At 64.4% G+C, this 20,801-nt stretch carries 24 protein-coding genes; 2 read left to right on the top strand and 22 right to left on the bottom strand.

The genetic code is table 11. The annotated features are described in order from the left end of the window. Positions 1-103 precede the first annotated feature (103 nt). Positions 104-1,801: a cation:proton antiporter domain-containing protein gene (locus PQU96_RS08480; RefSeq protein WP_272771870.1), complete on the top strand. Its 1,698-nt coding sequence runs from the start codon at positions 104-106 to the stop codon at positions 1,799-1,801. A gap of 157 nt (positions 1,802-1,958) precedes the next feature. Here the strand turns inward: PQU96_RS08480 and PQU96_RS08485 are convergent, their stop codons facing one another. The 22 genes from PQU96_RS08485 to PQU96_RS08590 all read right to left on the bottom strand — a co-directional run bounded on the left by PQU96_RS08485 (position 1,959) and on the right by PQU96_RS08590 (position 19,742). Continuing rightward, positions 1,959-2,561, bottom strand: coding sequence for a 3'-5' exonuclease (locus PQU96_RS08485; protein ID WP_272771871.1), 603 nt, complete (start codon positions 2,559-2,561; stop codon positions 1,959-1,961). Continuing rightward, a complete protein-coding gene (locus PQU96_RS08490) occupies positions 2,558-2,761 on the bottom strand; it encodes a hypothetical protein (RefSeq protein ID WP_189374147.1) in 204 nt (67 codons plus the stop codon). Before PQU96_RS08490 ends, PQU96_RS08485 begins: the two co-directional genes overlap by 4 nt. Before the next feature lie 68 nt (positions 2,762-2,829). Next, on the bottom strand, positions 2,830-3,174 hold the full coding sequence (locus PQU96_RS08495) for a 2Fe-2S iron-sulfur cluster-binding protein (RefSeq protein WP_272771873.1): 345 nt from the start codon (positions 3,172-3,174) through the stop codon (positions 2,830-2,832). Continuing rightward, a complete protein-coding gene (locus tag PQU96_RS08500; RefSeq protein WP_272771875.1) occupies positions 3,171-4,358 on the bottom strand; it encodes a molybdopterin molybdotransferase MoeA in 1,188 nt (395 codons plus the stop codon). Before PQU96_RS08500 ends, PQU96_RS08495 begins: the two co-directional genes overlap by 4 nt. Positions 4,359-4,433: 75 nt before the next feature. Beyond that, on the bottom strand, positions 4,434-4,646 hold the full coding sequence (locus PQU96_RS08505) for a hypothetical protein (RefSeq protein WP_272771877.1): 213 nt from the start codon (positions 4,644-4,646) through the stop codon (positions 4,434-4,436). 40 nt (positions 4,647-4,686) lie between these two features. Beyond that, the gene (locus PQU96_RS08510) at positions 4,687-5,172 is read right to left on the bottom strand and encodes a DNA-deoxyinosine glycosylase (protein ID WP_272771878.1); all 486 of its coding nucleotides are present in this window, start codon (positions 5,170-5,172) and stop codon (positions 4,687-4,689) included. Positions 5,173-5,182: 10 nt separating this feature from the next. Then, positions 5,183-5,767, bottom strand: coding sequence for a ribonuclease HII (gene rnhB, locus PQU96_RS08515; RefSeq protein ID WP_272771879.1), 585 nt, complete (start codon positions 5,765-5,767; stop codon positions 5,183-5,185). Further along, entirely contained in the window at positions 5,761-6,930 is a 1,170-nt protein-coding gene (lpxB, locus tag PQU96_RS08520; protein WP_272771880.1) for a lipid-A-disaccharide synthase, read from the bottom strand. Before lpxB ends, rnhB begins: the two co-directional genes overlap by 7 nt. Before the next feature lie 2 nt (positions 6,931-6,932). Next, a complete protein-coding gene (gene lpxA, locus PQU96_RS08525) occupies positions 6,933-7,709 on the bottom strand; it encodes an acyl-ACP--UDP-N-acetylglucosamine O-acyltransferase (RefSeq protein ID WP_272771881.1) in 777 nt (258 codons plus the stop codon). Between the two features lie 2 nt (positions 7,710-7,711). After that, positions 7,712-8,182, bottom strand: coding sequence for a 3-hydroxyacyl-ACP dehydratase FabZ (gene fabZ / locus PQU96_RS08530; protein ID WP_272771882.1), 471 nt, complete (start codon positions 8,180-8,182; stop codon positions 7,712-7,714). Positions 8,183-8,187: 5 nt separating this feature from the next. Beyond that, on the bottom strand, positions 8,188-9,231 hold the full coding sequence (gene lpxD, locus PQU96_RS08535) for a UDP-3-O-(3-hydroxymyristoyl)glucosamine N-acyltransferase (RefSeq protein ID WP_373316282.1): 1,044 nt from the start codon (positions 9,229-9,231) through the stop codon (positions 8,188-8,190). Between the two features lie 54 nt (positions 9,232-9,285). Then, the gene (locus PQU96_RS08540) at positions 9,286-9,771 is read right to left on the bottom strand and encodes an OmpH/Skp family outer membrane protein (RefSeq protein ID WP_272771885.1); all 486 of its coding nucleotides are present in this window, start codon (positions 9,769-9,771) and stop codon (positions 9,286-9,288) included. 18 nt (positions 9,772-9,789) lie between these two features. Next, the gene (bamA, locus tag PQU96_RS08545) at positions 9,790-12,075 is read right to left on the bottom strand and encodes an outer membrane protein assembly factor BamA (RefSeq protein ID WP_272771886.1); all 2,286 of its coding nucleotides are present in this window, start codon (positions 12,073-12,075) and stop codon (positions 9,790-9,792) included. A 13-nt stretch (positions 12,076-12,088) separates the two neighbouring features. Next, a complete protein-coding gene (gene rseP / locus PQU96_RS08550) occupies positions 12,089-13,429 on the bottom strand; it encodes an RIP metalloprotease RseP (protein ID WP_272771887.1) in 1,341 nt (446 codons plus the stop codon). Further along, positions 13,426-14,607: a 1-deoxy-D-xylulose-5-phosphate reductoisomerase gene (gene ispC, locus PQU96_RS08555; protein WP_272771888.1), complete on the bottom strand. Its 1,182-nt coding sequence runs from the start codon at positions 14,605-14,607 to the stop codon at positions 13,426-13,428. The genes rseP and ispC overlap by 4 nt, the downstream gene beginning before the upstream one ends. Positions 14,608-14,610: 3 nt before the next feature. Beyond that, positions 14,611-15,414, bottom strand: a complete 804-nt coding sequence (locus PQU96_RS08560; protein ID WP_272771890.1) for a phosphatidate cytidylyltransferase — start codon at positions 15,412-15,414, stop codon at positions 14,611-14,613. 3 nt (positions 15,415-15,417) lie between these two features. Continuing rightward, complete coding sequence (uppS, locus tag PQU96_RS08565; protein WP_272771891.1) at positions 15,418-16,167, bottom strand: polyprenyl diphosphate synthase; 750 nt, start codon at positions 16,165-16,167, stop codon at positions 15,418-15,420. Between the two features lie 10 nt (positions 16,168-16,177). Then, positions 16,178-16,735 carry a ribosome recycling factor gene (frr, locus tag PQU96_RS08570; RefSeq protein WP_189374174.1) on the bottom strand — a complete coding sequence of 186 codons (558 nt, stop codon included), beginning with the start codon at positions 16,733-16,735 and terminating at the stop codon, positions 16,178-16,180. A gap of 78 nt (positions 16,736-16,813) precedes the next feature. Continuing rightward, entirely contained in the window at positions 16,814-17,533 is a 720-nt protein-coding gene (gene pyrH, locus PQU96_RS08575) for a UMP kinase (protein WP_189374176.1), read from the bottom strand. 86 nt (positions 17,534-17,619) lie between these two features. Then, positions 17,620-18,486, bottom strand: coding sequence for a translation elongation factor Ts (tsf, locus tag PQU96_RS08580; protein ID WP_272771894.1), 867 nt, complete (start codon positions 18,484-18,486; stop codon positions 17,620-17,622). 87 nt (positions 18,487-18,573) lie between these two features. Then, positions 18,574-19,302: a 30S ribosomal protein S2 gene (gene rpsB, locus PQU96_RS08585; RefSeq protein ID WP_189374180.1), complete on the bottom strand. Its 729-nt coding sequence runs from the start codon at positions 19,300-19,302 to the stop codon at positions 18,574-18,576. A gap of 149 nt (positions 19,303-19,451) precedes the next feature. Beyond that, complete coding sequence (locus PQU96_RS08590; protein WP_272771896.1) at positions 19,452-19,742, bottom strand: hypothetical protein; 291 nt, start codon at positions 19,740-19,742, stop codon at positions 19,452-19,454. Here PQU96_RS08590 and PQU96_RS08595 point away from each other — a divergent pair. Next, entirely contained in the window at positions 19,704-20,732 is a 1,029-nt protein-coding gene (locus PQU96_RS08595; RefSeq protein ID WP_272771898.1) for an NAD(P)H-dependent flavin oxidoreductase, read from the top strand. The two genes, PQU96_RS08590 and PQU96_RS08595, sit on opposite strands and share 39 nt — an antisense overlap. Positions 20,733-20,801: the final 69 nt, after the last annotated feature.

Genomic DNA, 20,801 nt, shown 5'->3' on the forward strand with positions numbered 1-20,801 from the left:
AACAGCCGACAAAATCACATCCGCGCTGGCCAACAGGCCGTTTCCGGACTACACCGGGTTAGTAGTCCTTGTCATTGGCTGTTCGATTCATAAAAGGATAGCGATGCCGCACGATATTTCCCTGATCTCCACTATCGCCGCCGGGCTGGGGCTGGCCATGTTGTTCGGCTATGCCGCCACCCGTCTGGCCATGCCGCCGCTGGTCGGCTATCTGCTGGCCGGGGTGCTGATCGGCCCCTCCACGCCCGGTTTTGTTGCCGATGTGGCGTTGGCCGGTCAATTGTCCGAAATCGGTGTGATGTTGCTGATGTTCGGCGTCGGCCTGCACTTCTCGCTGTCGGACCTGATGGCGGTGAAACGCATTTCAGTGCCAGGGGCCATCGTGCAGATCGCGGTGGCCACCGCGCTGGGGGCGGCGACAGCCCTGTACTGGGGTTGGCCAGCGGGTGAGGCACTGGTGTTCGGCTTGTGCCTGTCGGTGGCCAGCACCGTGGTGCTGCTGCGGGCACTGGAGGACCGGGGGGTGCTGGACAGCGTCAACGGTCGCATCGCCGTCGGCTGGCTGATCGTCGAAGATCTCGCCATGGTGCTGGTGCTGGTGCTGCTGCCACCACTGAGCGGCCTGCTCGGCGGCGAGGCCGCAAGCGGCGCCAGCAACGGCATGGGCATGACGCTGCTGATCACCCTGGCCAAGGTCGCGGCCTTCATCGCGCTGATGCTGATCGTCGGCCGCCGCCTGTTTCCGCGGCTGCTGTGGCTGGTGGCGCGCACCGGCTCGCGCGAGCTGTTCACGCTGTGCGTGATCGCCGCGGCGCTATGCGTGGCGCTGGGCTCGGCCAAGCTGTTCGACGTGTCGTTCGCACTGGGCGCCTTCTTTGCTGGCATGATGATGCGCGAGTCGGAGTTCAGCCACCGCGCTGCCGACGAGTCGCTGCCGCTGCGCGATGCCTTCTCGGTGCTGTTCTTCGTGTCGGTAGGCATGCTGTTCGACCCGGCGATCCTGCTGCAGGAGCCGCTGAAGGTGCTGGCGGTGGTCACCATCATCATGCTGGGCAAGACCATTGCCGCCATCGCACTGGTGCTGCTGTTCCGCTATCCACTCAATACCGCGCTGACGGTCGGCGTCAGCCTGGCGCAAATCGGCGAGTTTTCCTTCATCCTGGCCGGCCTCGGCATGAGCCTGGGTCTGCTGTCGGCGGCCGGGCAAAGCCTGATCCTGGCCGGCGCACTGATCTCGATCGCGCTCAACGCCGCGCTATTCGGCTGCATCGCCCCGCTGCAGAACTGGCTGCGCCGGCACTCGCCGCTGGCGCAGAAGCTGGAGCGGCGCGACGACCCGCTGGCCGAGCTGCCAATGTCGGTCGACCAGGCGCTGCTCACGGGCCAGGTGGTGCTGGTGGGCTACGGTCAGGTGGGGCAGCGCATCGCCAGCCAGCTCGACAAGCTGGCGATCCCCTACGTGGTGGCGGACGAAAACCGCGAGCTGATCGAATCGCTGCGTGCCAGCCACATTCCGGCAGTATGCGGCGATGCCGCCGAGGCGGCGGTGCTGATCCAGGCGCATGTCGCCCGCGCCAGCATGCTGGTGGTGACCGCGCCGGACATCTTCAAGACCCGGCAGATGATCCAGATCGCCCGCACCCTGAACCCGGCGATCGAGGTCATCCTGCGCACCGGCAACGAGGAGGAAGGCATGCTGCTGGAGAGCGAGCACAGCGGCCATGTGTTCCTGGAAAAACAGGTACTGGCCGACGGCATGGCGCAGCACATTGCCGGGCGCTTCCGGCCGGTGCTTCATTAAAAACCCAAAGCGTGTTCACGATCTCGCACGCTCGCGCAAGACAGGGAAAAACGGCTGAGAAAGCGGCTTTATCCAGATATAAACAAGCATTCCGAAGCCGTTTTCAACGTCGTATCGCCCCGTTTAGATCAAGTCGCAGCAGCTCGTGAACAGGTTCTCAGTGCTGCTGCAGGAACTGCGGCACCTTGGCCGCGGTGACGGCCTGCAGCTTGCACAGCAGCGCGTGCGTCACCGGCTGACGGCAGGCGCGCGCCATGGTCTGGCCGAGGTGCAGCAGCAGGTTGGCCGCCATCTCGGCATCGGCCAGCGCGCGGTGGGCGCGGCCGGTGGCCGGCAGCGCGGCCCAGCGCGTCAGCGTGCCCAGCTTGTGATCCGGCGCCTGCGGCAGCAGCCGGCGCGACAGCAACAGGGTGCAGACAAAGTCCTGCGTCCGTACCAGACCGCACTGCGCCAGCTCGAAATCCCAGAACTTGCGGTCGAAGCTGGCATTGTGTGCCACCAGCGGGGTGGAGCCGACGAAGTTGGCCGCATCGCGCATCACGCCCGCCGCGGGCGGTGCTGCGCGCAGCATGGCATTGCTGATGCCGGTCAGCTGCTCGATCATCGGCGGCACGCGCACGCCGGCGTTCATCAGGCTCTGGAAACGGTCGACGATGACGCCCCCCTCCAGCATCACGATACCGATTTCCGTGGCTCGCCCTTCCCGCCCCGGCGTGATGCCGGTGGTTTCGAAGTCGATCACGGCCACACGTTCGATCATGCCAGCGCCGCCTTGGCGGCTTCTTCCGGAGTCAGACCGTCGTAGAACTGGTCGGTAAACCACTCGGCCTGCTCTTCGATGTGTTCCTGCGCCTGCGCCAGGGTGGCACCACCGGCGACCAGGAAGCCTTCGACTTCTTCGCACCAGGCCAGCAGCGCCAGGGTTTCGTCGTCCAGATCGTGGTCTTTCTTCTTGGCCATCGCCGTATCCTCTTGAATCGTCAACATAAAAATAGCCGCGCATTGTACGCGGCTTTGGCGGGAGCGGCTTAACTATCTTGCGGCAGCGTGACCTGCCACGGCACATCGGTGACCGACAGATGGCAGGCCAGCCGCACCGTCTGCGGCGTGTCCGGCCAAGTGTCGGCCGCCGCCTGCGCGGCGTCGATCAAACCGGCGCGCAGCAGCACATTGCGCTCCTTGCGGCCAACCTTGACCGTGGCCGGCTGGCCCGCGTGCGCGATGTGCACCGCGCAGGTGCCACAGGTACCCTGCCCGCAGCGCCAGTGCAACGGCACCTCGTGAAAACGCGCCACGTCGATCAGCAGGTCGCCGGTACAGGCGTCGACCTCGGCCAGCACCTGCCCGTCGCGCAGGAATTGCAGCGTGGTCACAGCGGATACACCGGCAGCAGGTCGCCCGGCTGCACGCTCTGCCCCGGCTGCAGGCGCACCAGACCGTCGGCCCAAGCGCAGGAAGTCAACACGCCGGAGCCCTGGTTGGCGAAGCGTTGCAGTTGCTGGGCGCCATCCTGCTCCACGATGCGCACGCGCAGGAATTCCTCGCGCTTCTGGTCCGGCTTGAGCCAGTCGAAAGCGGCCGGCAGCAGGCGCGGCTGCGGCCAACCTTGCACCGTCTCGCCCATGCGCGCGCGCAGGAAATCGCGCACCAGCACCGCAAAGGTGACGTAGCCGGACACCGGGTTGCCGGGCAGACCGATGAAGTCGGCGTCGCCGATGCGGCCGCTGGCCAGCGGCTTGCCCGGCTTGATCGCGATCTTCCACAGCTGCAGCTCGCCCTCGGCCTCCACCGCCGCCTTGACGTGATCCTCCTCCCCCACCGACACCCCGCCGCAGGTCATCACCACGTCGGCCCGCACGGCGGCATCGCGCAGCGCGGCGCGGGTGGCGTCCAGCCGGTCGGCGATGATACCCAGATCGATCACCTCGCAGCCGAGCTGCCGCAACGCCGGCACCAGCCAGTAGCGGTTCGAGTTGTAGATCTTGCCGGCCGGTGCCGCCTCGCCCAGCTCCACCAGCTCGTCACCGGTGAAGAACACCGCCACCTTCAGGCGGCGATACACCGCCAGCTGCGGCTGGCCGATGGCGGCGGCGACGCCGAGGTCGGCATCGCGCAAACGTTGGCCGCAGGCCAGCACCACCTGGCCGACGGCGATGTCCTCGCCACGGCGGCGGATGTTCTGCCCGATACGCACCGGCGCGGTGAAGCGCACGCTGCCGTCATCCTGCAGCTCGGCCTGTTCCTGCATCACCACCGCGTCGGCCTGCGGCGGGATCACCGCGCCGGTAAAGATGCGCGCCGCGCTGCCGGCGGCCAGTACCTGCGGCAGCGTACCGGCGGGAATGCGCTGACTGACCGGCAAGACGTTGGCCGCATCGGCGGCGCGCACGGCGTAGCCGTCCATCGCGCTGTTGTCATGAGGTGGCACGTCCAGCGGCGAGACCAGCTCGCGTGCCAGCACGCGACCGGCGGCGTCCAGCAGCGGTACCTGCTCGATATCAGCGACGACACGGGCACGCGAAAGCAGCCAGTCACGGGTTTGGTCAACTGTTTGCATGATAAGGAAACCGGAACAAGAGAAAGCCGCATCTTCTCACAGACGCGGCGAGGCGGACATCCGCCGCTTGGCGGATCAGGCGGCGCGCCCCAGCGGCAGCGTCGCCGGCGGCTCCTCGAAGCGCTGCCAGTGGGTGATCAGGATGGTGCTGAGGCCGCAGTCGCGCGCGATGCGCGCCTCGATTTCCTCCAGCACGCGATGGTTGTGGATGGTGCCGTCCAGCGTCACCTCGGCACGGCGGGTGGCGGCATCATCGGGGCTGACAAACCAGATGCAGTAGTGATTCATGGCCTTCCTCCGACCCGCCGCGCGCACGGCAGCGGGTTGATTATTGAAGGATATACCGGCCAAGCACCTGCCACTCGGCAAGTTTTTTCTCGAACGGCGTGGTCAGCGCCGGGCTGGACGACGGCAGCAGCAGGATGTCGAGGCCGCTGGCGGCCAGGGTCGGCGCTACCTTGGCGGCGGTCTTGCCGTTGAAGGCCACCGCCTGCAGCGCCGGCAGCGTCGCCAGCAGCTCGGACAGCGGATTGAACGCCACCTCGCGGATGTCGCTATCGAGGCTGCCGCGGCGCCGCGCCGAGGCCACCACGTCCCACAAGCCGACGCCCAGCGCCTGCAGCGCCACCAGCCGCTGCGGATAGGCCAGCGAGGTCAGCTCCACCGCGCCGATCGCCGACAGCAGCCGCCAGAACTGGTTGCGCGGGTGGGCGTAGTACTGCGCCGCCGCGAGCGAGGCATCGCCCGGCAGCGAGCCGAGGATCAGCAGACGGGTATCGGCGTCAACGACGGGGGGAAAGCTGCTCTTGCGCATGCGGCCAACCTTAGAACAGGCTGCCCTGTGCCAGCCCCAGCGCCTCGCGCACCGGGGCAAAGCTGCGGCGGTGCTCGGCCAGTACCCCAGTCTCCTGCAAGGCTTTCAGGTGCTCGGCGGTGGGATAGCCCTTGTGGCGGGCGAAACCGTACTGCGGATGCAGGCGGTCGAGCGCGATCATTTCCGCATCGCGCGCGGTCTTGGCCAGGATCGAGGCGGCGGAGATTTCCTGCACCTTGGCATCGCCCTTGACGATGGCCTCCGCCGGCAGCGTCAGCGTCTTCGGGATCTTGTTGCCGTCGATCAGCACCTTGCCCGGCGTGATCGCCAGACCGTCCACCGCGCGCACCATCGCCAGCATGGTGGCCTGGAAGATGTTCAGCTGGTCGATCTCGGCGGCCGAGGCGAAGGCGATGCACCACGCCAGCGCCTTATCCTTGATTTCCAGCGCCAGCGCCTCGCGCCGCGCCTCGCTCAGCTTCTTGGAGTCGGCCAGGCCCGCAATCGGCCGCGCCGGATCGAGGATCACCGCGGCGGTGAACACCGAGCCGATCAGCGGCCCGCGCCCGGCCTCGTCCACGCCGCAGATCAGCATGCGGCCAACTTGAGGATGGCCTGCGCCGCCAGACGCGCCGAGTCCTGCTGCAGCGAGCGGTGCAGCTCGGTAAAGGTGCTGATCACCTCGTCGCGTGCCTCGGTGTTCTGGTACAGGTCGGCCACTGCCGCGGCCAGCTTCTCCGGTGTCGCCTCTTTCTGCAGCAACTCCGGCACCACGAAGCGCTTGGCGAGGATATTGGGCAGCCCGACGTAGGGCAGCTTCAGCTTGCGCTTGACCAGCTGGTAGGTCAGCCACGACAGCTTGTAGCTGATCACCATCGGCCGCTTGGTCAGCGCCACTTCCAGCGTCGCGGTACCGCTGGTGACCAGCACCACGTCGGCGGCGATCATCGCCATCTGCGCGTGGCCGATCAGCTTGCGGATAGGCAGGTCCCACGCCTTGTACTCGGTCAGCAGGCGGTCGAACTGGTCCAGGGTTGGCCGCGTCGCCAGCGGCACCAGGAATTGCGCATCGGGAAACTGCTGCAACAGTAGGCGGGCGGTCTCGAGATACAGCCCGCCCATGTAGTCCAGCTCGCTCTTGCGGCTGCCCGGCAGCAAGGCAAACACCGGCACGTCGCGCGGCAGGCCGAGCTGGTCGCGCATCGCCTCGCGGTCCGGCTGCATCGCGATCTCGCTGGCCAGCGGATGGCCGACGAAGGTGGCGTTGACGCCGGCGGCGTCGTACAGCGGCTTTTCCATCGGGAACAGGCACAGCACCTGGTCCGCCGATTCGCCGATCTTCACCACCCGCTCCGGACGCCACGCCCACACCGACGGGCTGACGTAGTGCACGGTGGGAATCCCGGCCTGTTTCAGCCATTTTTCCAGCTGCAGGTTGAAATCCGGCGCGTCGATGCCGATGAACACGTCCGGCTTTTCCGCCAGCAGGGTGTCGCGCAGGCGGCGCCGGATGCGCAGCAGCTCGGGCAGGCGCGACAGCACCTCGACATAGCCGCGCACCGCCAGCCGCTCCTGCGGCACTTGGCTGACGAAACCGCGTGAGAGCATGCGCGGCCCGCCGATGCCGGCAAAGGCGATGTCGGGATGCGCCGCCTTCAGCGCATCCATCAGGTGGGCGCCGAGCAGGTCGCCGGAGGCCTCGCCGGCCACCATAGCGACCTTGAGCCGGGCCGGACGGGCAAACAGCTTGTCAGTCATGGTTAACGGATGATGCCCCGGCCCGCGGTGTCGAAGAATTGCACGAACAGCGCCAGCTCCTCCCTGCCTTCCGCCGCCTGCGCCGTGATCTCGGCCTTGGCCTCGTCAAACGACAGGCCCTTGCGGTACAGCGACTTGTAAGCGTTGCGGATGTTGCGGATCTGCTCGGCGGTAAAGCCACGACGCTTGAGGCCCTCGGCATTGATACCGGACGGCACCGCACGGTTGCCGTGCGCCATCACGTACGGCGGCACGTCCTGCGCCACCGCGCTGGAGAACGCGGTCATCGCGTGGGCGCCGATATGGCAGAACTGGTGCACGCTGGTGAAGCCGCCCAGGATCACCCAGTCGCCGATGTGCACGTGGCCGGCCAGCGTCGCATTGTTGGCGAAGATGGTGTGGTTGCCGACCTGGCAATCGTGCGCCAGATGGACATAGGCCATGATCCAGTTGTCGTTGCCGATACGGGTCACGCCGCCATCCTGCGCGGTGCCGATGTTGAAGGTGCAGAATTCGCGGATGGTGTTGTTGTCGCCGATCTCCAGCCGTGTCGGCTCGCCCGCGTACTTCTTGTCCTGCGGCATCGCACCCAGCGAGCAGAACTGGAAAATGCGGTTGTTCTTGCCGATGCGGGTATGGCCTTCGATCACCACGTGCGGGCCGACCCAGGTGCCGCTGTCAATGCTGACGTTGGCCCCAATGATGCTGTAGGCGCCGATCTCGACGTCGGGGGCGATCTGCGCCCCGTCGGCGATGATGGCGGTAGGATGAATGGCCATGCTTACACCTCGCGTTTTGCGCACATAATCTGCGCCTCGCACGCTACCTGGCCGTCGACCAAGGCGCGGGCGTTGTATTTGGCAATGCCGCGCTTCATCGACAGCTGCTCCACTTCCAGCACCAGCTGGTCGCCTGGCACCACCTGGCGCTTGAAGCGCGCGCTGTCGATGCCGACGAAGAAGTACAGTTCGTTTTCCGGACGCTCGCCGACGCTGCGGATCGACAGGATACCGGCGGCCTGCGCCAGCGCCTCGATGATCAGCACGCCCGGCATCACCGGATACTGCTCGAAGTGGCCCATGAAGAACGGCTCGTTGATGGTGACGTTCTTCAGCGCCTTGATGCGCGTGTTGGCCTCGAACTCGGTGACGCGGTCTACCAGCAGGAACGGGTAGCGGTGCGGCAGGTAACGCATGATCTCGCGGACGTCGATCGATACGGCGCAGTTTTCGGTAGATGCGGCTTCAGTCATTCTGTTCAGTCCTTGTTCTGTTGCGCTGTGCTCAGCGCTTTTTCAAGTTGTTTGACACGGGTCACCAGGTCGTCCAGATGGCGGACATGGGCGGCGTTGGCCAGCCACTCCTTGTGCGTCGCCATCGGGTAGACCGCGGTGTAGGCATCCGCCTTGCGGATGGATTTGGAAATCAGGGTACCGGCGCCGACATGGGTACCGTCGGCGATCTCCAGATGGCCAATGATGCGTGCCGCGCCGCCGATGGTGCAGCGCGCACCAATGCGGGTACTGCCGGCCACCGCGGCGCAACCGGCCATCGCGGTATGGGCGCCGACCGTCACGTTGTGGGCGATCTGGATCTGGTTATCGAGCTTGGCGCCCTCACCGATCACGGTATCGGACAGCGCGCCGCGGTCGATGGTGGTGTTGGCGCCGATTTCGACATCGTCGGCGATCACCACCACGCCGGTCTGCGGGATCTTGAACCAGCGGTCGCTGTTCCAGGCGAGGCCGAAGCCGTCGGCCCCGATCACCGCGCCGGCGTGCACCATCACCCGCGAGCCGAGGCGGCAGCCGTGATAGACGACCACATTGGGATAGAGCACCACGTCGTCGCCCAGGCAGACATCGTCACCGATCACCACGCCGGGATGCAGGATGCAGCGCTCGCCGATGATCACGTTGCGGCCGATGCTGACCAGCTCGCGCACTTCGCTGCTGGCGGCGATGCGGCAGCTCTCGGCCACCACCGCACGCGGGTGCACCCCGCCCTGTGCCTGCGGCAGCGGGCTGAACAGCCGCGCCACCCTGGCAAAATACAGGTACGGGTCCGCCGCCAGGATCAGGCTGCGGCCAACCTTGGCCGCCTCTTCCGCCAGCGCCGGCTTCACGATCACCGCCGCGGCTTCAGTGGCGACCAGCTGGCTGCGGTACTTGGGATTGGCGAGGAAGGTGATGTCACTCGCCCCGGCCTCGTCCATCGGCGCCAGGCGCTGGATGTCGCGATCGTCGCCCCGCAGCTCGCCGCCCAGGGCGGCCACAATTGCAGATAGTTTCATGGTAGGCATCAAAAACGAAGCCGACACGAGTCGGCTTCAGGTAACAGGACGGACCGTGCCGGCTTACTTTTCCAGCTCTTTCAGGACCTTGCCGGTAATGTCGTGCCTGGGGTTAACGTACACCACGTCCTGCAGGATCACATCGTACTGCTCGCGGTCGGCGATGGTCTTGATGATGCGGTTGGCCCGCTCCTGCACCGACGCGAACTCCTCGTTGCGGCGCTGGTTCAGGTCGTCGCGGAAGTCGCGCATCTTGGCCGCATACTCGCGCTCGGTCACGGCCAGGTCGCGTTCCATCGCCTTGCGCTCGGCCTCAGGCATCTTGTTGCGGGCGATGCCGGCTTCCAGCTCCTTGCCCTTGGCGGCCAGCCGCTTCAGGTCCGCCTCGCGCACCGCGAACTCTTTTTCCAGTTTTTTCTGGGCATTCACCGCCGGTGCCGCCTCGCGATAAACGCGTTCGGTATTGACGTAGCCCATCTTGAAGTCGGCCGCCGACGCTGGCACCGCCAGCATCAGCCCAACACTGCAAAGCACTGCCTTCAGCATCATCCTTGCCACCCTGAATCCTTAGAAAACCTGCCCCAATGTAAACTGGAAGCGCTGCAACTTGTCGGTCTCTTTGCTGCCAATCGGGAACGCATAACTGAACTTCATCGGTCCCACCGGCGACAACCACGACAACGCCAGACCGGTCGAGTAGCGCGCGCCGTTCGATGCCGTCACCGACTTGTCCTTGTCGTCCCACAGCGTACCGCCGTCGAAGAATACGCTGCTGCGCAGGCTGCGATTATCCTTCATGCCAGGGAACGGGAACAGCAGCTCTGCCGAGAAGGACAGTTTGCGGGTACCACCCAGGGCGTCACCATTGCTGTCCAGCGGGCCGAGGCTACCGTTGTCGTAGCCGCGCACCGAGCCGATACCGCCGATGTAGTAGTTCTGGAAGAACGGCAGGCGGCTGGTCCGGCCATAGCCGTTGGCAAAACCGACTTCCCCGCCCAGCGCCAGCGTGTAGTTCTTCGACAGCGGCCAGAACCAGGTCTGGTTGTGCGACAGACGGTAATACTGGATGTCGCCGCCCGGCAAGCCGGCGTCGGCAGACACACCCATGCTGACACCACGCGTCGGCCACAAGGCGCTGTCGCGGGTATCGCGCGACCAGCCGGCGGAGGCCAGCACGGTCATGTTGCTGGCACCGTACTGGCCGACAAAATCCTTATAGCGATCGGGGCTGTCTTCGTACAGCTTGATGTTGGTATTTTCGGCGCCAAAGCTGAAGCTGATGCGGTCGTACTCGGTGATCGGCACCCCGAAGCGGGCTGCGGCACCAGTGGTCTTGGTGCTGTACTGGGCACGGTCCGTTTTTTGTGGATTGTAGCTGCGGCTGTACAGGTCGTAGCCGAGGCTGACGCCATCGACCGTATAGTATGGATCGGTAAACGAGATCGACGCGTTCTTGGTGGTCTTGCCGTTGGCAAAACTGACCGACAGCGACTTGCCGGAGCCCAGCACGTTGGCCTGCGACACCGAGGCGCTCAGCTGCAGACCGTCACCCTGGGCAAAGCCGAGACCTGCCTGGATGGAGCCGGTCGGGCGCTCCTTCACCGTCACGTTCATGTCCACCTGGTCCGGGGTATCGACTACCGGCGGGGTTTCGACGTTGACGCTCTCGAAGTAGCCGAGCAGCTCCAGACGCTCCTTGCTGCGCTTGACGCCGTCACCATTGTATTGTGCACTTTCCAGCTGGCGCAGCTCGCGGCGGATCACCTCGTCACGGGTACGGGTGTTGCCGGCGATGCTGACGCGGCGCACGGTGGTCAGACGACCCGGATCGACGAAGAAAGTCAGTGTCACCTGTTTGGTCTTGGCGTCCACTTCCGGGGCGACGTTGACGTTGGCAAAAGCGTAGCCTTCCGCGCCCAGCCGGTCGGACAGCGCGGTCACGGTTTCGTTGACCTGCTCGCGGTTGAACAGGTCACCCTGCTTCACCAGCAGCAGCTTGCGCAGCTCCGCTTCCGGCAGCTTCAGATCACCGCCAAGACGGACGTCGGCAATGCGGAACTGCTCGCCCTCGCGGATATTGACGGTGACGAACATGTCCTTCTTGTCGGCGCTGATCGCCACCTGCGTCGATTCGATGTTGAACTCGACGTAACCCTGGTTCTGGTAGAAAGCACGCAGCTTCTCCAGGTCGGCAGACAGCTGCTGGCGCGAATACTGGTCAGAGCGCGACAGCCACGACAGCCAGCCCGACGGGGTCAGCGCCATTTCTTCCAGCAGATCGTCCTGCTCGAACGCCTTGGCACCGACGATGCGGATGTCGCGGATCTTGGCGGTAATGCCCTCCACAATATCCAGCGTCACGGCCACGCGGTTGCGCTCCAGTCGCGTCAGTTGCGGCTGGATCTCGACCGAGTACTTGCCCTTGCTGAAATACTGGCGCTTCAGTTCCTGTACCGCCTGGTCCAGCAGCCCCTGGTCGAAGATGCGCGACTCGGCGAGGCCGTTGTCTTTCAACGCCTTGACCAACTGGTCCTTGCTGAACTCCTTGGAGCCGTTGATCTGCAGTTGGGCGATCACCGGGCGCTCGCTGACTGCCAGGATCAGCACGTCACCCTCGGTCTCGATGCGTACATCGTTGAAGAAGCCGGTGGCGAACAGGGCCTTGATGGCATCGGCGGCTTGCTGCTGGGTGAAGGTATCCCCCACCTTGAGCGGAAGGTAGCTGAACACGGTACCGGGCTCGGTACGCTGCAGACCTTCAACGCGAATATCCTTGATCACGAAACTGTCGGCGGCCCAGGCCGGCGACAGGAAAGTGGCGGCCAGCGCCGCCACAAGAAAGCGTTTGTTCATGGTTTTTATAATCCTAGCCGGCAAAAAGGCGGCCGAAGTCATTGAACAGGGCCAGCAACATGACTGTCATGATGAAAGCCATCCCCAAACGCTGACCGATTTCATACACCCGATCGGGCAACGGTCGCCCGCGTATCCATTCGGCAACATGATACAGCAAGTGTCCACCATCCAGCACCGGCACCGGCAACAGGTTGAACACCCCGAGACTGACACTGATCAGCGCCATGAATTCCAGCAGCGGTACCAGGCCCAGGCCGGCACTCTTGCCGGCGTAGTCGGCGATGGTCAGCGGCCCGCTCAGCGCTTCCAGCGCCACCGTGCCGGTAAACATCGCGCCAATCATACGCAAACTGGATGCCATGAGGCTAGCCGTGCGTGCCAGCGCCTGCTGCAAGGCCTCGCCCGCCCCCACTGTGACCTGCTGCTCGATTTTCTGTTGCCACGCCACATCGGGTAGCGCACCGGCACCGATGCGGCCAACCTTTTTCCCGTTGCGCTCGCTGCTGTCCGGCGTCAGCACCACCTCGCGCAACTGGCCGTCGCGCTGGATGCGCAGGCGGATGGCCTGTCCTGGGTGGCTTTGCACATAGCTGACCCACGCCGGCCACGACGTCAGCAGCTGGCCATCCGCAGCCAGCAGGCGGTCGCCCTGACGCAGGCCGGCCCGCGCCGCCGCACCGTCCGGCACCAGCTCGCCCAACGCCAGGTGGTAACGCAGCGGCGACAAGCCGAGTCGGGCGAGGCTCTGTTCGTCGAGCTGCTGCAGGCCGAACGCAGGCAAATCCACCGGCAGCGTCATATCCACGCCGTCCCGGGCGATATACAGCACCATGCGGCCGTCGAGGGCGATGGCGTCACTGAGGCCACCGCGCAGCGCGTGCCAGTCGGCAACCTCGGTATCGTTGACCGCACGGATGTGGTCCCCCGGCAGCACACCGGCCGCCGCCGCCGCCGACTGTGGCGCGACGCTGCCGACGTAGGACAAGAGGCGGGTCTGCTCGCCCTGCATCACCACAAAGAACAGCAGCACCGCCAGCAGCAGGTTGGCCAGCGGCCCGGCGATCGAAATCAGGATTTTCTGCCACGGCGGCCGCTGGTTGAAGGCACGCGGCAGCTCATCCTCCGACACCGACGCCTCGCGGCTGTCGAGCATGCGCACGAAGCCGCCCAGCGGAATCCAGGCGATCTTCCAGCTGGTCTCGCCGCGCTGCCAGGTCAACAGCGGCCTGCCAAAGCCGATGGAGAACTCCAGCACCTTGACCCCGCAATAGCGGGCGGCGATGTAGTGGCCAAACTCGTGAAAGGTGACCAGTACCCCGATCACCAGCAGGAAGGCCAGCAAGGCCATCATGCAGCCACCCAGGCCTGCACCTGGCGGCGGGTATCCGCGTCGCGCTGCAGCAGGGCCTCCAGCTCGTGGCAGGCGGACAGGTCCTGCGTCTGCAGCGCGCGCTCCACGAGACCGGGCATATCGAGAAAGGCGATGCGCTGCTGCAGGAAGGCCTCGACGGCGATCTCGTTGGCGGCGTTAAGCACCGCCGAGGCGGCACCACCGGCGCGCAAGGCGTCGAACGCCAGCCGCAGGCAGGGGAAGCGCTGCAGGTCCGGCGCCTCGAACGTCAGCCCGGACAGGGCCAGGAAGTCCAACGCCTTCACCGGTGCGGCGATGCGCTCCGGCCAGCCCATGGCGTAGGCGATCGGCGTACGCATGTCGGGCGAACCCAGCTGCGCCAGCACCGAGCCGTCCTTGTAGCGCACCATGGAGTGGATCACGCTTTGCGGATGCACCACCACGTCGATGCGGTCGGCCGGCGCATTGAACAGCCAGTGCGCCTCGATCACCTCCAGGCCCTTGTTCATCAGGGTGGCGGAGTCGACGGAAATCTTGCGCCCCATCACCCAGTTCGGATGATTGCAGGCGTCGTCAGGCGTGACATGGCGCAGACTGGCGGCATCGCGCTGGCGGAACGGGCCACCGGACGCAGTCAGGATCAGCTGTTCGATGCCGTTGCGGTCGAGGTTGCCGTCGTAGCTTGCCGGCAATGCCTGGAACAGCGCATTGTGCTCGCTGTCCACCGGCAGCAGCTCGGCACCGCTGTCGCGCACGGTGCGCATGAACAGCTCGCCGGCGACCACCAGCGACTCCTTGTTCGCCAGCAGGATGCGCTTGCCCAGCCGCGCGGCGGCCAACGTTGGCCGCAGGCCGGCGGCACCGACGATGGCCGCCATCACCATGTCCGCCTCCGGCAGGGTCGCCGCCACCTCCAGCGCCGCCTCGCCGTACGCCACCTCGGTCGGGCACGCCGCGTCGCGCAGCCGCTGCTGCAACTGGCTGGCGGCCGACGCATCGGCCACCACCGCCAGCAGGGGGCGGAACTGCAGGCACTGCGCAAACAGCTTGTCGACCTGGCGATGCGCGGTCAGCGCCACCACGTGATAACGCTCCGGGTGGCAGGCCACCACATCGAGGGTGTTGACGCCGATGCTGCCGGTGGCGCCGAGTACGGTAATACCTTGGGAACGGTTCATGATTCAGACCAGCAAAAGACGGAGTGCATGGGACACCGCCAGCACGGCAATCAGGCTATCGATACGGTCGTACACGCCGCCATGCCCAGGCAGCAGCTGGCTGCTGTCCTTGACGCCGGCGCTGCGCTTGAACCAGGACTCCAGCAGGTCGCCGATCACGCTGACCGCAGTCAGGCCGATCGCCAGCGGCAGCAGCCACAGTGGCGACAGCGGCACATTGAGCCAGCCCCATTGCGTCACCAGCCAGCTGTACAGCGACACGCCGACCACCGCGCCAGCCACCCCTTCCCAGCTCTTGCCGGGACTGATCGTCGGGGCCAGTTTGTGCTTGCCGAAGGCCTTGCCGGCAAAGTAGGCGGCGATGTCGGCCACCCACACCAGCCCCATCACCGCCAGCAGCTGCAGGCCATCGGCGACGGTCGGTTGCGGCCGCCACGCGAGGAAGGCAAACCATGCCGGAAACAGCAGCAGCCAGCCCAGCAGCATCGCCGGCAAGCCCGTGGGCAGCGGCCAACGTTTGGCCAGCCAGCACGGTGCCAGCAGCAGCCATACCAGCAGCGACAGCGCCATCAGTGCCGCCGGCGCGACAAAGCCCTGCAGCCACAGGCCGGCGGCGAGCGCGGTCGATACCGCCAGATAGGCGTAACGCGGCCCCCCATCCAGCCGGGCCATGCGGGCAAACTCCCACAGCGCCAGCACGATGATCAGCCAGGAAAAACCGGCCCAGGCCACGCCATTGAACAGGAACAGCGCCGCCAGCATCAGCGGAAGCAGCACCAGCGCCGTCAGAATACGCGTCTTGAGCATGACTCAGCCTCGGCGTTGGGTTTCGGGCAGTTGCTCGCTGGTACGACCGAAACGGCGCTCACGAGACTGGAAGGATGCCACTGCTGAGGTCAATGCCTGCGCATCGAAGTCCGGCCACAGCAAATCGGTGAAGAACAACTCGGTATAGGCCAGCTGCCACAGCAGGAAATTGCTGATGCGCTGCTCGCCGCCGGTACGGATGAAAAGGTCCGGCTCCGGGGCGTAGGCCATCGACAGGTTGGCCGCAAGGGCGGCCTCGTCCAGCCGGGTTGCACCCTGTGTCAGCAGCCGGTTGGCCGCCTGCATCACGTCCCAGCGACCGCCGTAGTCGGCGGCGATGGTTAGCACCAGACCGGCGTTGCGGGCAGTCTGTGCCTCGGCCCGTTCGATGCGCTCGACGATTTCGGCAGAGAAGCGCTCGCGCGAACCGATCACGTGCAGGCGGATATTGTTGTGGTGCAACTTGTCCACCTCACGTTCCAGCGCGGTCATGAACAGGCCCATCAGGAAACTGACCTCGTCCGGCGGGCGGCGCCAGTTTTCGGTGGAAAACGCGAACAGGGTCAGGTATTCGACGCCCAGCTCGGCACAGGCCTTGATGGTGTCACGCACCGACTCCAGACCGCGCTTGTGGCCGGCAACGCGCGGCAGAAAGCGCTTCTTGGCCCAACGGCCGTTGCCATCCATGATGATGGCGATATGCCGGGGTACGGGCCGTACCTCGGGCACATCCTGCGTGGAACTCGCGAACAAGCGATACCCCTTATACGGCCAGCAGTTCGGCTTCTTTGGTCGCCAGTGCCTTGTCGATCTCGGCGGTATACTTGTCGGTCAGCTTCTGGATTTCGTCCTGACCGCGGCGCTCTTCGTCCTCGGTGATGGCCTTGTCCTTGAGCAGGTTCTTGAAGTCGTTGTTGGAGTCGCGACGCACATTGCGCACCGACACACGCGCGCCTTCGGCTTCGCTGCGCACCACCTTGATCAGATCCTTGCGGCGCTCCTCGGTCAGCATCGGCATCGGCACGCGGATCAGGTCACCCATGCTGGCCGGGTTCAGACCCAGGTCACAGTCGCGGATGGCCTTTTCAATCTTGCCGGCCATGTTCTTTTCCCACGGTTGCACGCCGATGGTACGGGCATCGATCAGGGTCACGTTGGCCACCTGGTTGACCGGCACGTCGCTGCCATAGTATTCCACCATGACGTGATCGAGCAGACCGGTATGGGCACGACCGGTACGCACCTTGGCAAGGTCTGCCTTGAAGGTTTCGAGGGTCTTTTGCATCTTGTGCTCGGCCGATTTTTTCACGTCATTAATCATGATTACTCCCGTTGTCTCTCTAAAAAACAAAGCGGAAAACGGCTGACGCCGCTTCCGCCCTATCCATATCCATTAGGCTCAGCAGTGTACCAGCGTGCCTTCGTCTTCGCCAAGCACCACGCGCTTGAGCGCGCCGTCCTTGAAGATGCTGAATACCTTGATATTCAGCTGCTGGTCGCGGCACAGCGCGAACGCGGTCGCGTCCATCACCTTGAGGTTGCGCGAGATGGCCTCGTCGAAGGTCAGCGTCTGGTAGCGCACCGCATCCGGGTTTTTCTTCGGGTCGTCGGTGTACACGCCGTCCACCTTGGTCGCCTTCAGCATGATGTCAACGTTCATTTCCATGCCACGCAGCGCGGCCGCGGTATCGGTGGTGAAGAACGGGTTGCCGGTACCGGCGGCGAAGATGACAACCTTGCCCTCTTCCAGGTACTGCATCGCCTTGCCGCGCACGTAGGGCTCGGCGATCTGCTGCATGGTCAGTGCCGACTGCACGCGGGCGATGAGGCCAGCCTTGGTCATCGCATCCTTCAGCGCCAGCGCGTTCATCACCGTCGCCATCATGCCCATGTAGTCGGCGGTGGCACGGTCCATGCCTGCGGCGGCCGGCGCCACACCACGGAAGATGTTGCCGCCACCGATGACGATACCCACCTCGATCCCCATCGCCACCACTTCTTTGATCTGACCGACAATCTGTTCGATGGTGGCACGGTTGATACCGTAGCTGTCATCACCCATCAGGGCCTCACCGGACAATTTCAGCAAGATTCGTTTATAGGCAGGGGCTTGGCTCATGATCACCTCGGGCGTGGGGTTAGAATTCAATTTGCAAAACGGCACCCTGCAAGCAGGGTGCCGTTGGACCGTTCAATTAACGGGTATTACAGCTTGGCAGCAGCGGCCACTTCAGCAGCGTAGTCAACTACGGCTTTTTCGATGCCTTCGCCAACAACCAGCATCGCGAATGCATTCACTTTAGCCGATTTTTCGGCCAGCAGTTTTTCTACAGTCACGTCCGGGTTCTTGACGAAAGGCTGACCCACCAGGGTCACTTCGGCCAGGAACTTGTTCACGCGGCCTTCAACCATCTTGGCAACGATATCGGCCGGCTTGCCGGATTCGGCTGCCTGCGCGGTGTAGATCTTGCGCTCTTGTTCCAGCGTCTCGGCCGGAACCTGGTCTTTCGACACGCAGATCGGCTTGGAAGCGGCGATGTGCATGGCAACGTCACGGCCCAGTGCTTCGTCGCCGTTCAGGTCAACGATGACACCGATCTTGGCGCCGTGCAGGTAAGTCGCGATGGTGCCTTCGGTGCTGTAGCGAACGAAACGACGGATGGTCATGTTCTCGCCCAGCTTGGCGATGGCTGCCTTGCGGATTTCTTCAACCGACACACCGTCAACTTCAACGGCGGACAGGGCTTCAACGTCGGCAGGGTTGGCCGCAACAACAGCCTTGGCAGCAGCAGCAGCCAGCGCCAGGAAAGTCGGGTCCTTGGCAACGAAGTCGGTTTCGCAGTTCACTTCTACCAGCGCGCCAACACCGCCTTCGATGCAGGAGCCGATGATGCCTTCGGCAGCAACGCGGCCGGCCATCTTGGAAGCCTTGTTGCCGGACTTGATGCGCAGGATTTCTTCAGCCTTGGCCAGATCGCCCTCGGCTTCAACCAGTGCCTTCTTGCATTCCATCATGCCCAGACCAGTCGCTGCGCGCAGGTCGCCAACCATTTTTGCGGTAATTTCCGCCATGACTTACTCCTTCAAAAGTATACGGTTACGTCTCGTCAGGGTTCGAAAAAAAGGGGCTTGCGCCCCTTTTTCGCGTTACCCTTCAGCTTATTCAGCAGCAGCTGGTTCAGCAGCAACGATTTCCTGCAGCGACTGGGCGCGGCCTTCCAGTACGGCGTCGGCGATGCCGCGAGCGTACAGACGGATGGCACGGCTGGAGTCGTCGTTACCTGGGATTACGTAGTCGATGCCTTCTGGCGAGTTGTTGGTATCAACAACACCGATAACCGGGATGCCCAGCTTCTTGGCTTCAACAACGGCACCCTTCTGGTAGCCGGTGTCGATAACGAAGATCGCGTCTGGCAGACCCTTCATGTCCTTGATACCGCCCAGCGAACGCTCCAGTTTTTCAACTTCGCGCTGCATATCCAGCAGCTCTTTCTTGTTGAAGCCGGAATCGCCAGCCAGTTCCAGGGCAGCGCGCTTGTCTTCCAGGCGCTTGATGGACTGCTTAACGGTCTTGTAGTTGGTCAGCATACCGCCCAACCAGCGGTGATCCACGAATGGCGCGCCTGCACGGGTCGCTTCTTCACGGACGATCTCACGCGCCTGACGCTTGGTACCCACAAACAGCACGTTGCCTTTGTTAGCAGTCAAACGACGCACATAGTCCTGGGCGCCAACGAACAGTGGCAGAGTCTTTTCCAGGTTGATGATGTGAATCTTGTTACGGCTGCCGAAAATGTACTGAGCCATTTTCGGGTTCCAGAAACGGGTTTGGTGGCCGAAGTGAACGCCGGCCTCAAGCATTTGACGCATGGTCACGTTGTTGGACATTTGAATCTCCTAAAGGGTTATGCCTCCATCCGTACAGACAACCTTGCGTACAAGGCACCCTTTGGTACGGATGTGCGTGATATCCCCCAGACATTGGGGGAACTCGCAATTGTAGCATTGGCGTGACGGCCGCTTCAAGCCGTCACCGCTCAAAATTCGCCGTCCGGGTTTTTCAGGCGCCGGATGCGGCGGCGACGCAAACGCAACACAATCAGGGTCGGCAGAAAGCCCAGAAAAAACAGCAAGATGCCTGCGCGGACCAAGCTGTCCTGTACCACCGCCAGCATCAGCACCACGTACAGCCACGCAATCACAATCAGATACATATCAAACGACCGTTTGAAAAAAAGCCAATAGTGTGTCAAGAATAGCGCATTCCCGCCCTCAGGAGCCGCCCGATCATGCACACCCGCTTCACCGAGACCTTTGGCATCCAGCACCCCTTGCTCTGCCCCGGCATGAGCTATATCGCCACTCCGGAACTGGTCGCTGCCACCGGCAACGCCGGCGGCCTGGGCATCCTCGCCACCGGCCCGCTCACCGCAGAACAGACACGCAGCGCCATCCGACGCATCCGCAGCCTGACCGACAAGCCGTTCGGCATCGGCTGCACCCTGATGATGCCCGGCGCCAGGGAAAACGCCGAAGTGGCGCTACAGGAGCAGGTGCCGGTGATCAACTTCTCGCTCGGCAAGGGTGACTGGATCGTCAAGCGCGCCCGAAGCTATGGCGGCAAGGTCATCGCCACCGTGGTCACCGAGAAGCACGCCATCTCCGCAGAGAAGATCGGCGTCGACGCCCTGCTGGTCACCGGCCACGAGGCCGCCGCCCACGGCGGCGAAGTCACCTCGCTGGTGCTGATTCCAGCCATCCGCAAGGTCAGCTCGCTCCCCATCATCGCCGCCGGCGGCTTCGGCACCGGCCAGGGGCTGGTTGCGGCACTGGCACTGGGCGCCGACGCTATCGCCATGGGCAGCCGTCTCGCCCTCACCCGGGAAAGCCCGGTACACCACACCACCAAGGAGATGATTCGCCAGCGCGGCGTTGGCGACACCCTCTACTCGCGCAATTTCGATGGCCTGTGGTGCCGGGTGATGGACACCTCGACCGCACGCAAACTGACCCGCAAGCCGCTGAGCCTGCTGGTGGCCGGCTGGCGCGCACTGGGCATGGCACGCCGGATGAAGCTGCCACTCGGCAAGACGGTATTGGGCGGCATGCTGACCCAGCCGCAGAACCTGCGCCAGCTGGCGCAGTTCGGCGCCGCCACCGAATCGATCCGGCTGGCGATCGAGGACGGCGACCACGAGCACGGGGTACAGCTGATCGGCCAGGTGCAAGGCCTGCTCGACGACGTTCCCAGTGTCAGCGAGCTGTTCCAGCGCCTGCTGGACGAAGCGCGCGCCACGCGCGACAAGCTACCCGTCTGAGTAGCATCCGGGCGCAGCCGCCGCTGCGCCCGCACATTGGCCACACAACGCCCACCTGCCGGCAAGACA

Origin of the sequence: Vogesella margarita (assembly GCF_028548475.1) — a bacterium.
GTDB lineage: Bacteria > Pseudomonadota > Gammaproteobacteria > Burkholderiales > Chromobacteriaceae > Vogesella > Vogesella margarita.

Excerpts from the sequence above, each read along its gene's own strand:
- PQU96_RS08510 (WP_272771878.1), bottom strand. The coding sequence starts at position 5,172 with ATGCGCAAGAGCAGCTTTCCCCCCGTCGTTGACGCCGATACCCGTCTG.
- rnhB (WP_272771879.1), bottom strand. The coding sequence starts at position 5,767 with ATGCTGATCTGCGGCGTGGACGAGGCCGGGCGCGGGCCGCTGATCGGC.
- PQU96_RS08505 (WP_272771877.1), bottom strand. The coding sequence starts at position 4,646 with ATGAATCACTACTGCATCTGGTTTGTCAGCCCCGATGATGCCGCCACC.
- PQU96_RS08480 (WP_272771870.1), top strand. The coding sequence starts at position 104 with ATGCCGCACGATATTTCCCTGATCTCCACTATCGCCGCCGGGCTGGGG.
- PQU96_RS08560 (WP_272771890.1), bottom strand. The coding sequence starts at position 15,414 with ATGCTCAAGACGCGTATTCTGACGGCGCTGGTGCTGCTTCCGCTGATG.
- PQU96_RS08490 (WP_189374147.1), bottom strand. The coding sequence starts at position 2,761 with ATGGCCAAGAAGAAAGACCACGATCTGGACGACGAAACCCTGGCGCTG.
- PQU96_RS08595 (WP_272771898.1), top strand. The coding sequence starts at position 19,704 with ATGCACACCCGCTTCACCGAGACCTTTGGCATCCAGCACCCCTTGCTC.
- lpxA (WP_272771881.1), bottom strand. The coding sequence starts at position 7,709 with ATGGCCATTCATCCTACCGCCATCATCGCCGACGGGGCGCAGATCGCC.
- ispC (WP_272771888.1), bottom strand. The coding sequence starts at position 14,607 with ATGAACCGTTCCCAAGGTATTACCGTACTCGGCGCCACCGGCAGCATC.
- fabZ (WP_272771882.1), bottom strand. The coding sequence starts at position 8,182 with ATGACTGAAGCCGCATCTACCGAAAACTGCGCCGTATCGATCGACGTC.
- PQU96_RS08500 (WP_272771875.1), bottom strand. The coding sequence starts at position 4,358 with ATGCAAACAGTTGACCAAACCCGTGACTGGCTGCTTTCGCGTGCCCGT.
- lpxD (WP_373316282.1), bottom strand. The coding sequence starts at position 9,231 with ATGCCTACCATGAAACTATCTGCAATTGTGGCCGCCCTGGGCGGCGAG.
- PQU96_RS08485 (WP_272771871.1), bottom strand. The coding sequence starts at position 2,561 with ATGATCGAACGTGTGGCCGTGATCGACTTCGAAACCACCGGCATCACG.
- lpxB (WP_272771880.1), bottom strand. The coding sequence starts at position 6,930 with ATGACTGACAAGCTGTTTGCCCGTCCGGCCCGGCTCAAGGTCGCTATG.
- pyrH (WP_189374176.1), bottom strand. The coding sequence starts at position 17,533 with ATGAGCCAAGCCCCTGCCTATAAACGAATCTTGCTGAAATTGTCCGGT.
- frr (WP_189374174.1), bottom strand. The coding sequence starts at position 16,735 with ATGATTAATGACGTGAAAAAATCGGCCGAGCACAAGATGCAAAAGACC.
- bamA (WP_272771886.1), bottom strand. The coding sequence starts at position 12,075 with ATGAACAAACGCTTTCTTGTGGCGGCGCTGGCCGCCACTTTCCTGTCG.
- rpsB (WP_189374180.1), bottom strand. The coding sequence starts at position 19,302 with ATGTCCAACAACGTGACCATGCGTCAAATGCTTGAGGCCGGCGTTCAC.
- rseP (WP_272771887.1), bottom strand. The coding sequence starts at position 13,429 with ATGATGGCCTTGCTGGCCTTCCTGCTGGTGATCGGGGTACTGGTCACC.
- PQU96_RS08540 (WP_272771885.1), bottom strand. The coding sequence starts at position 9,771 with ATGATGCTGAAGGCAGTGCTTTGCAGTGTTGGGCTGATGCTGGCGGTG.
- tsf (WP_272771894.1), bottom strand. The coding sequence starts at position 18,486 with ATGGCGGAAATTACCGCAAAAATGGTTGGCGACCTGCGCGCAGCGACT.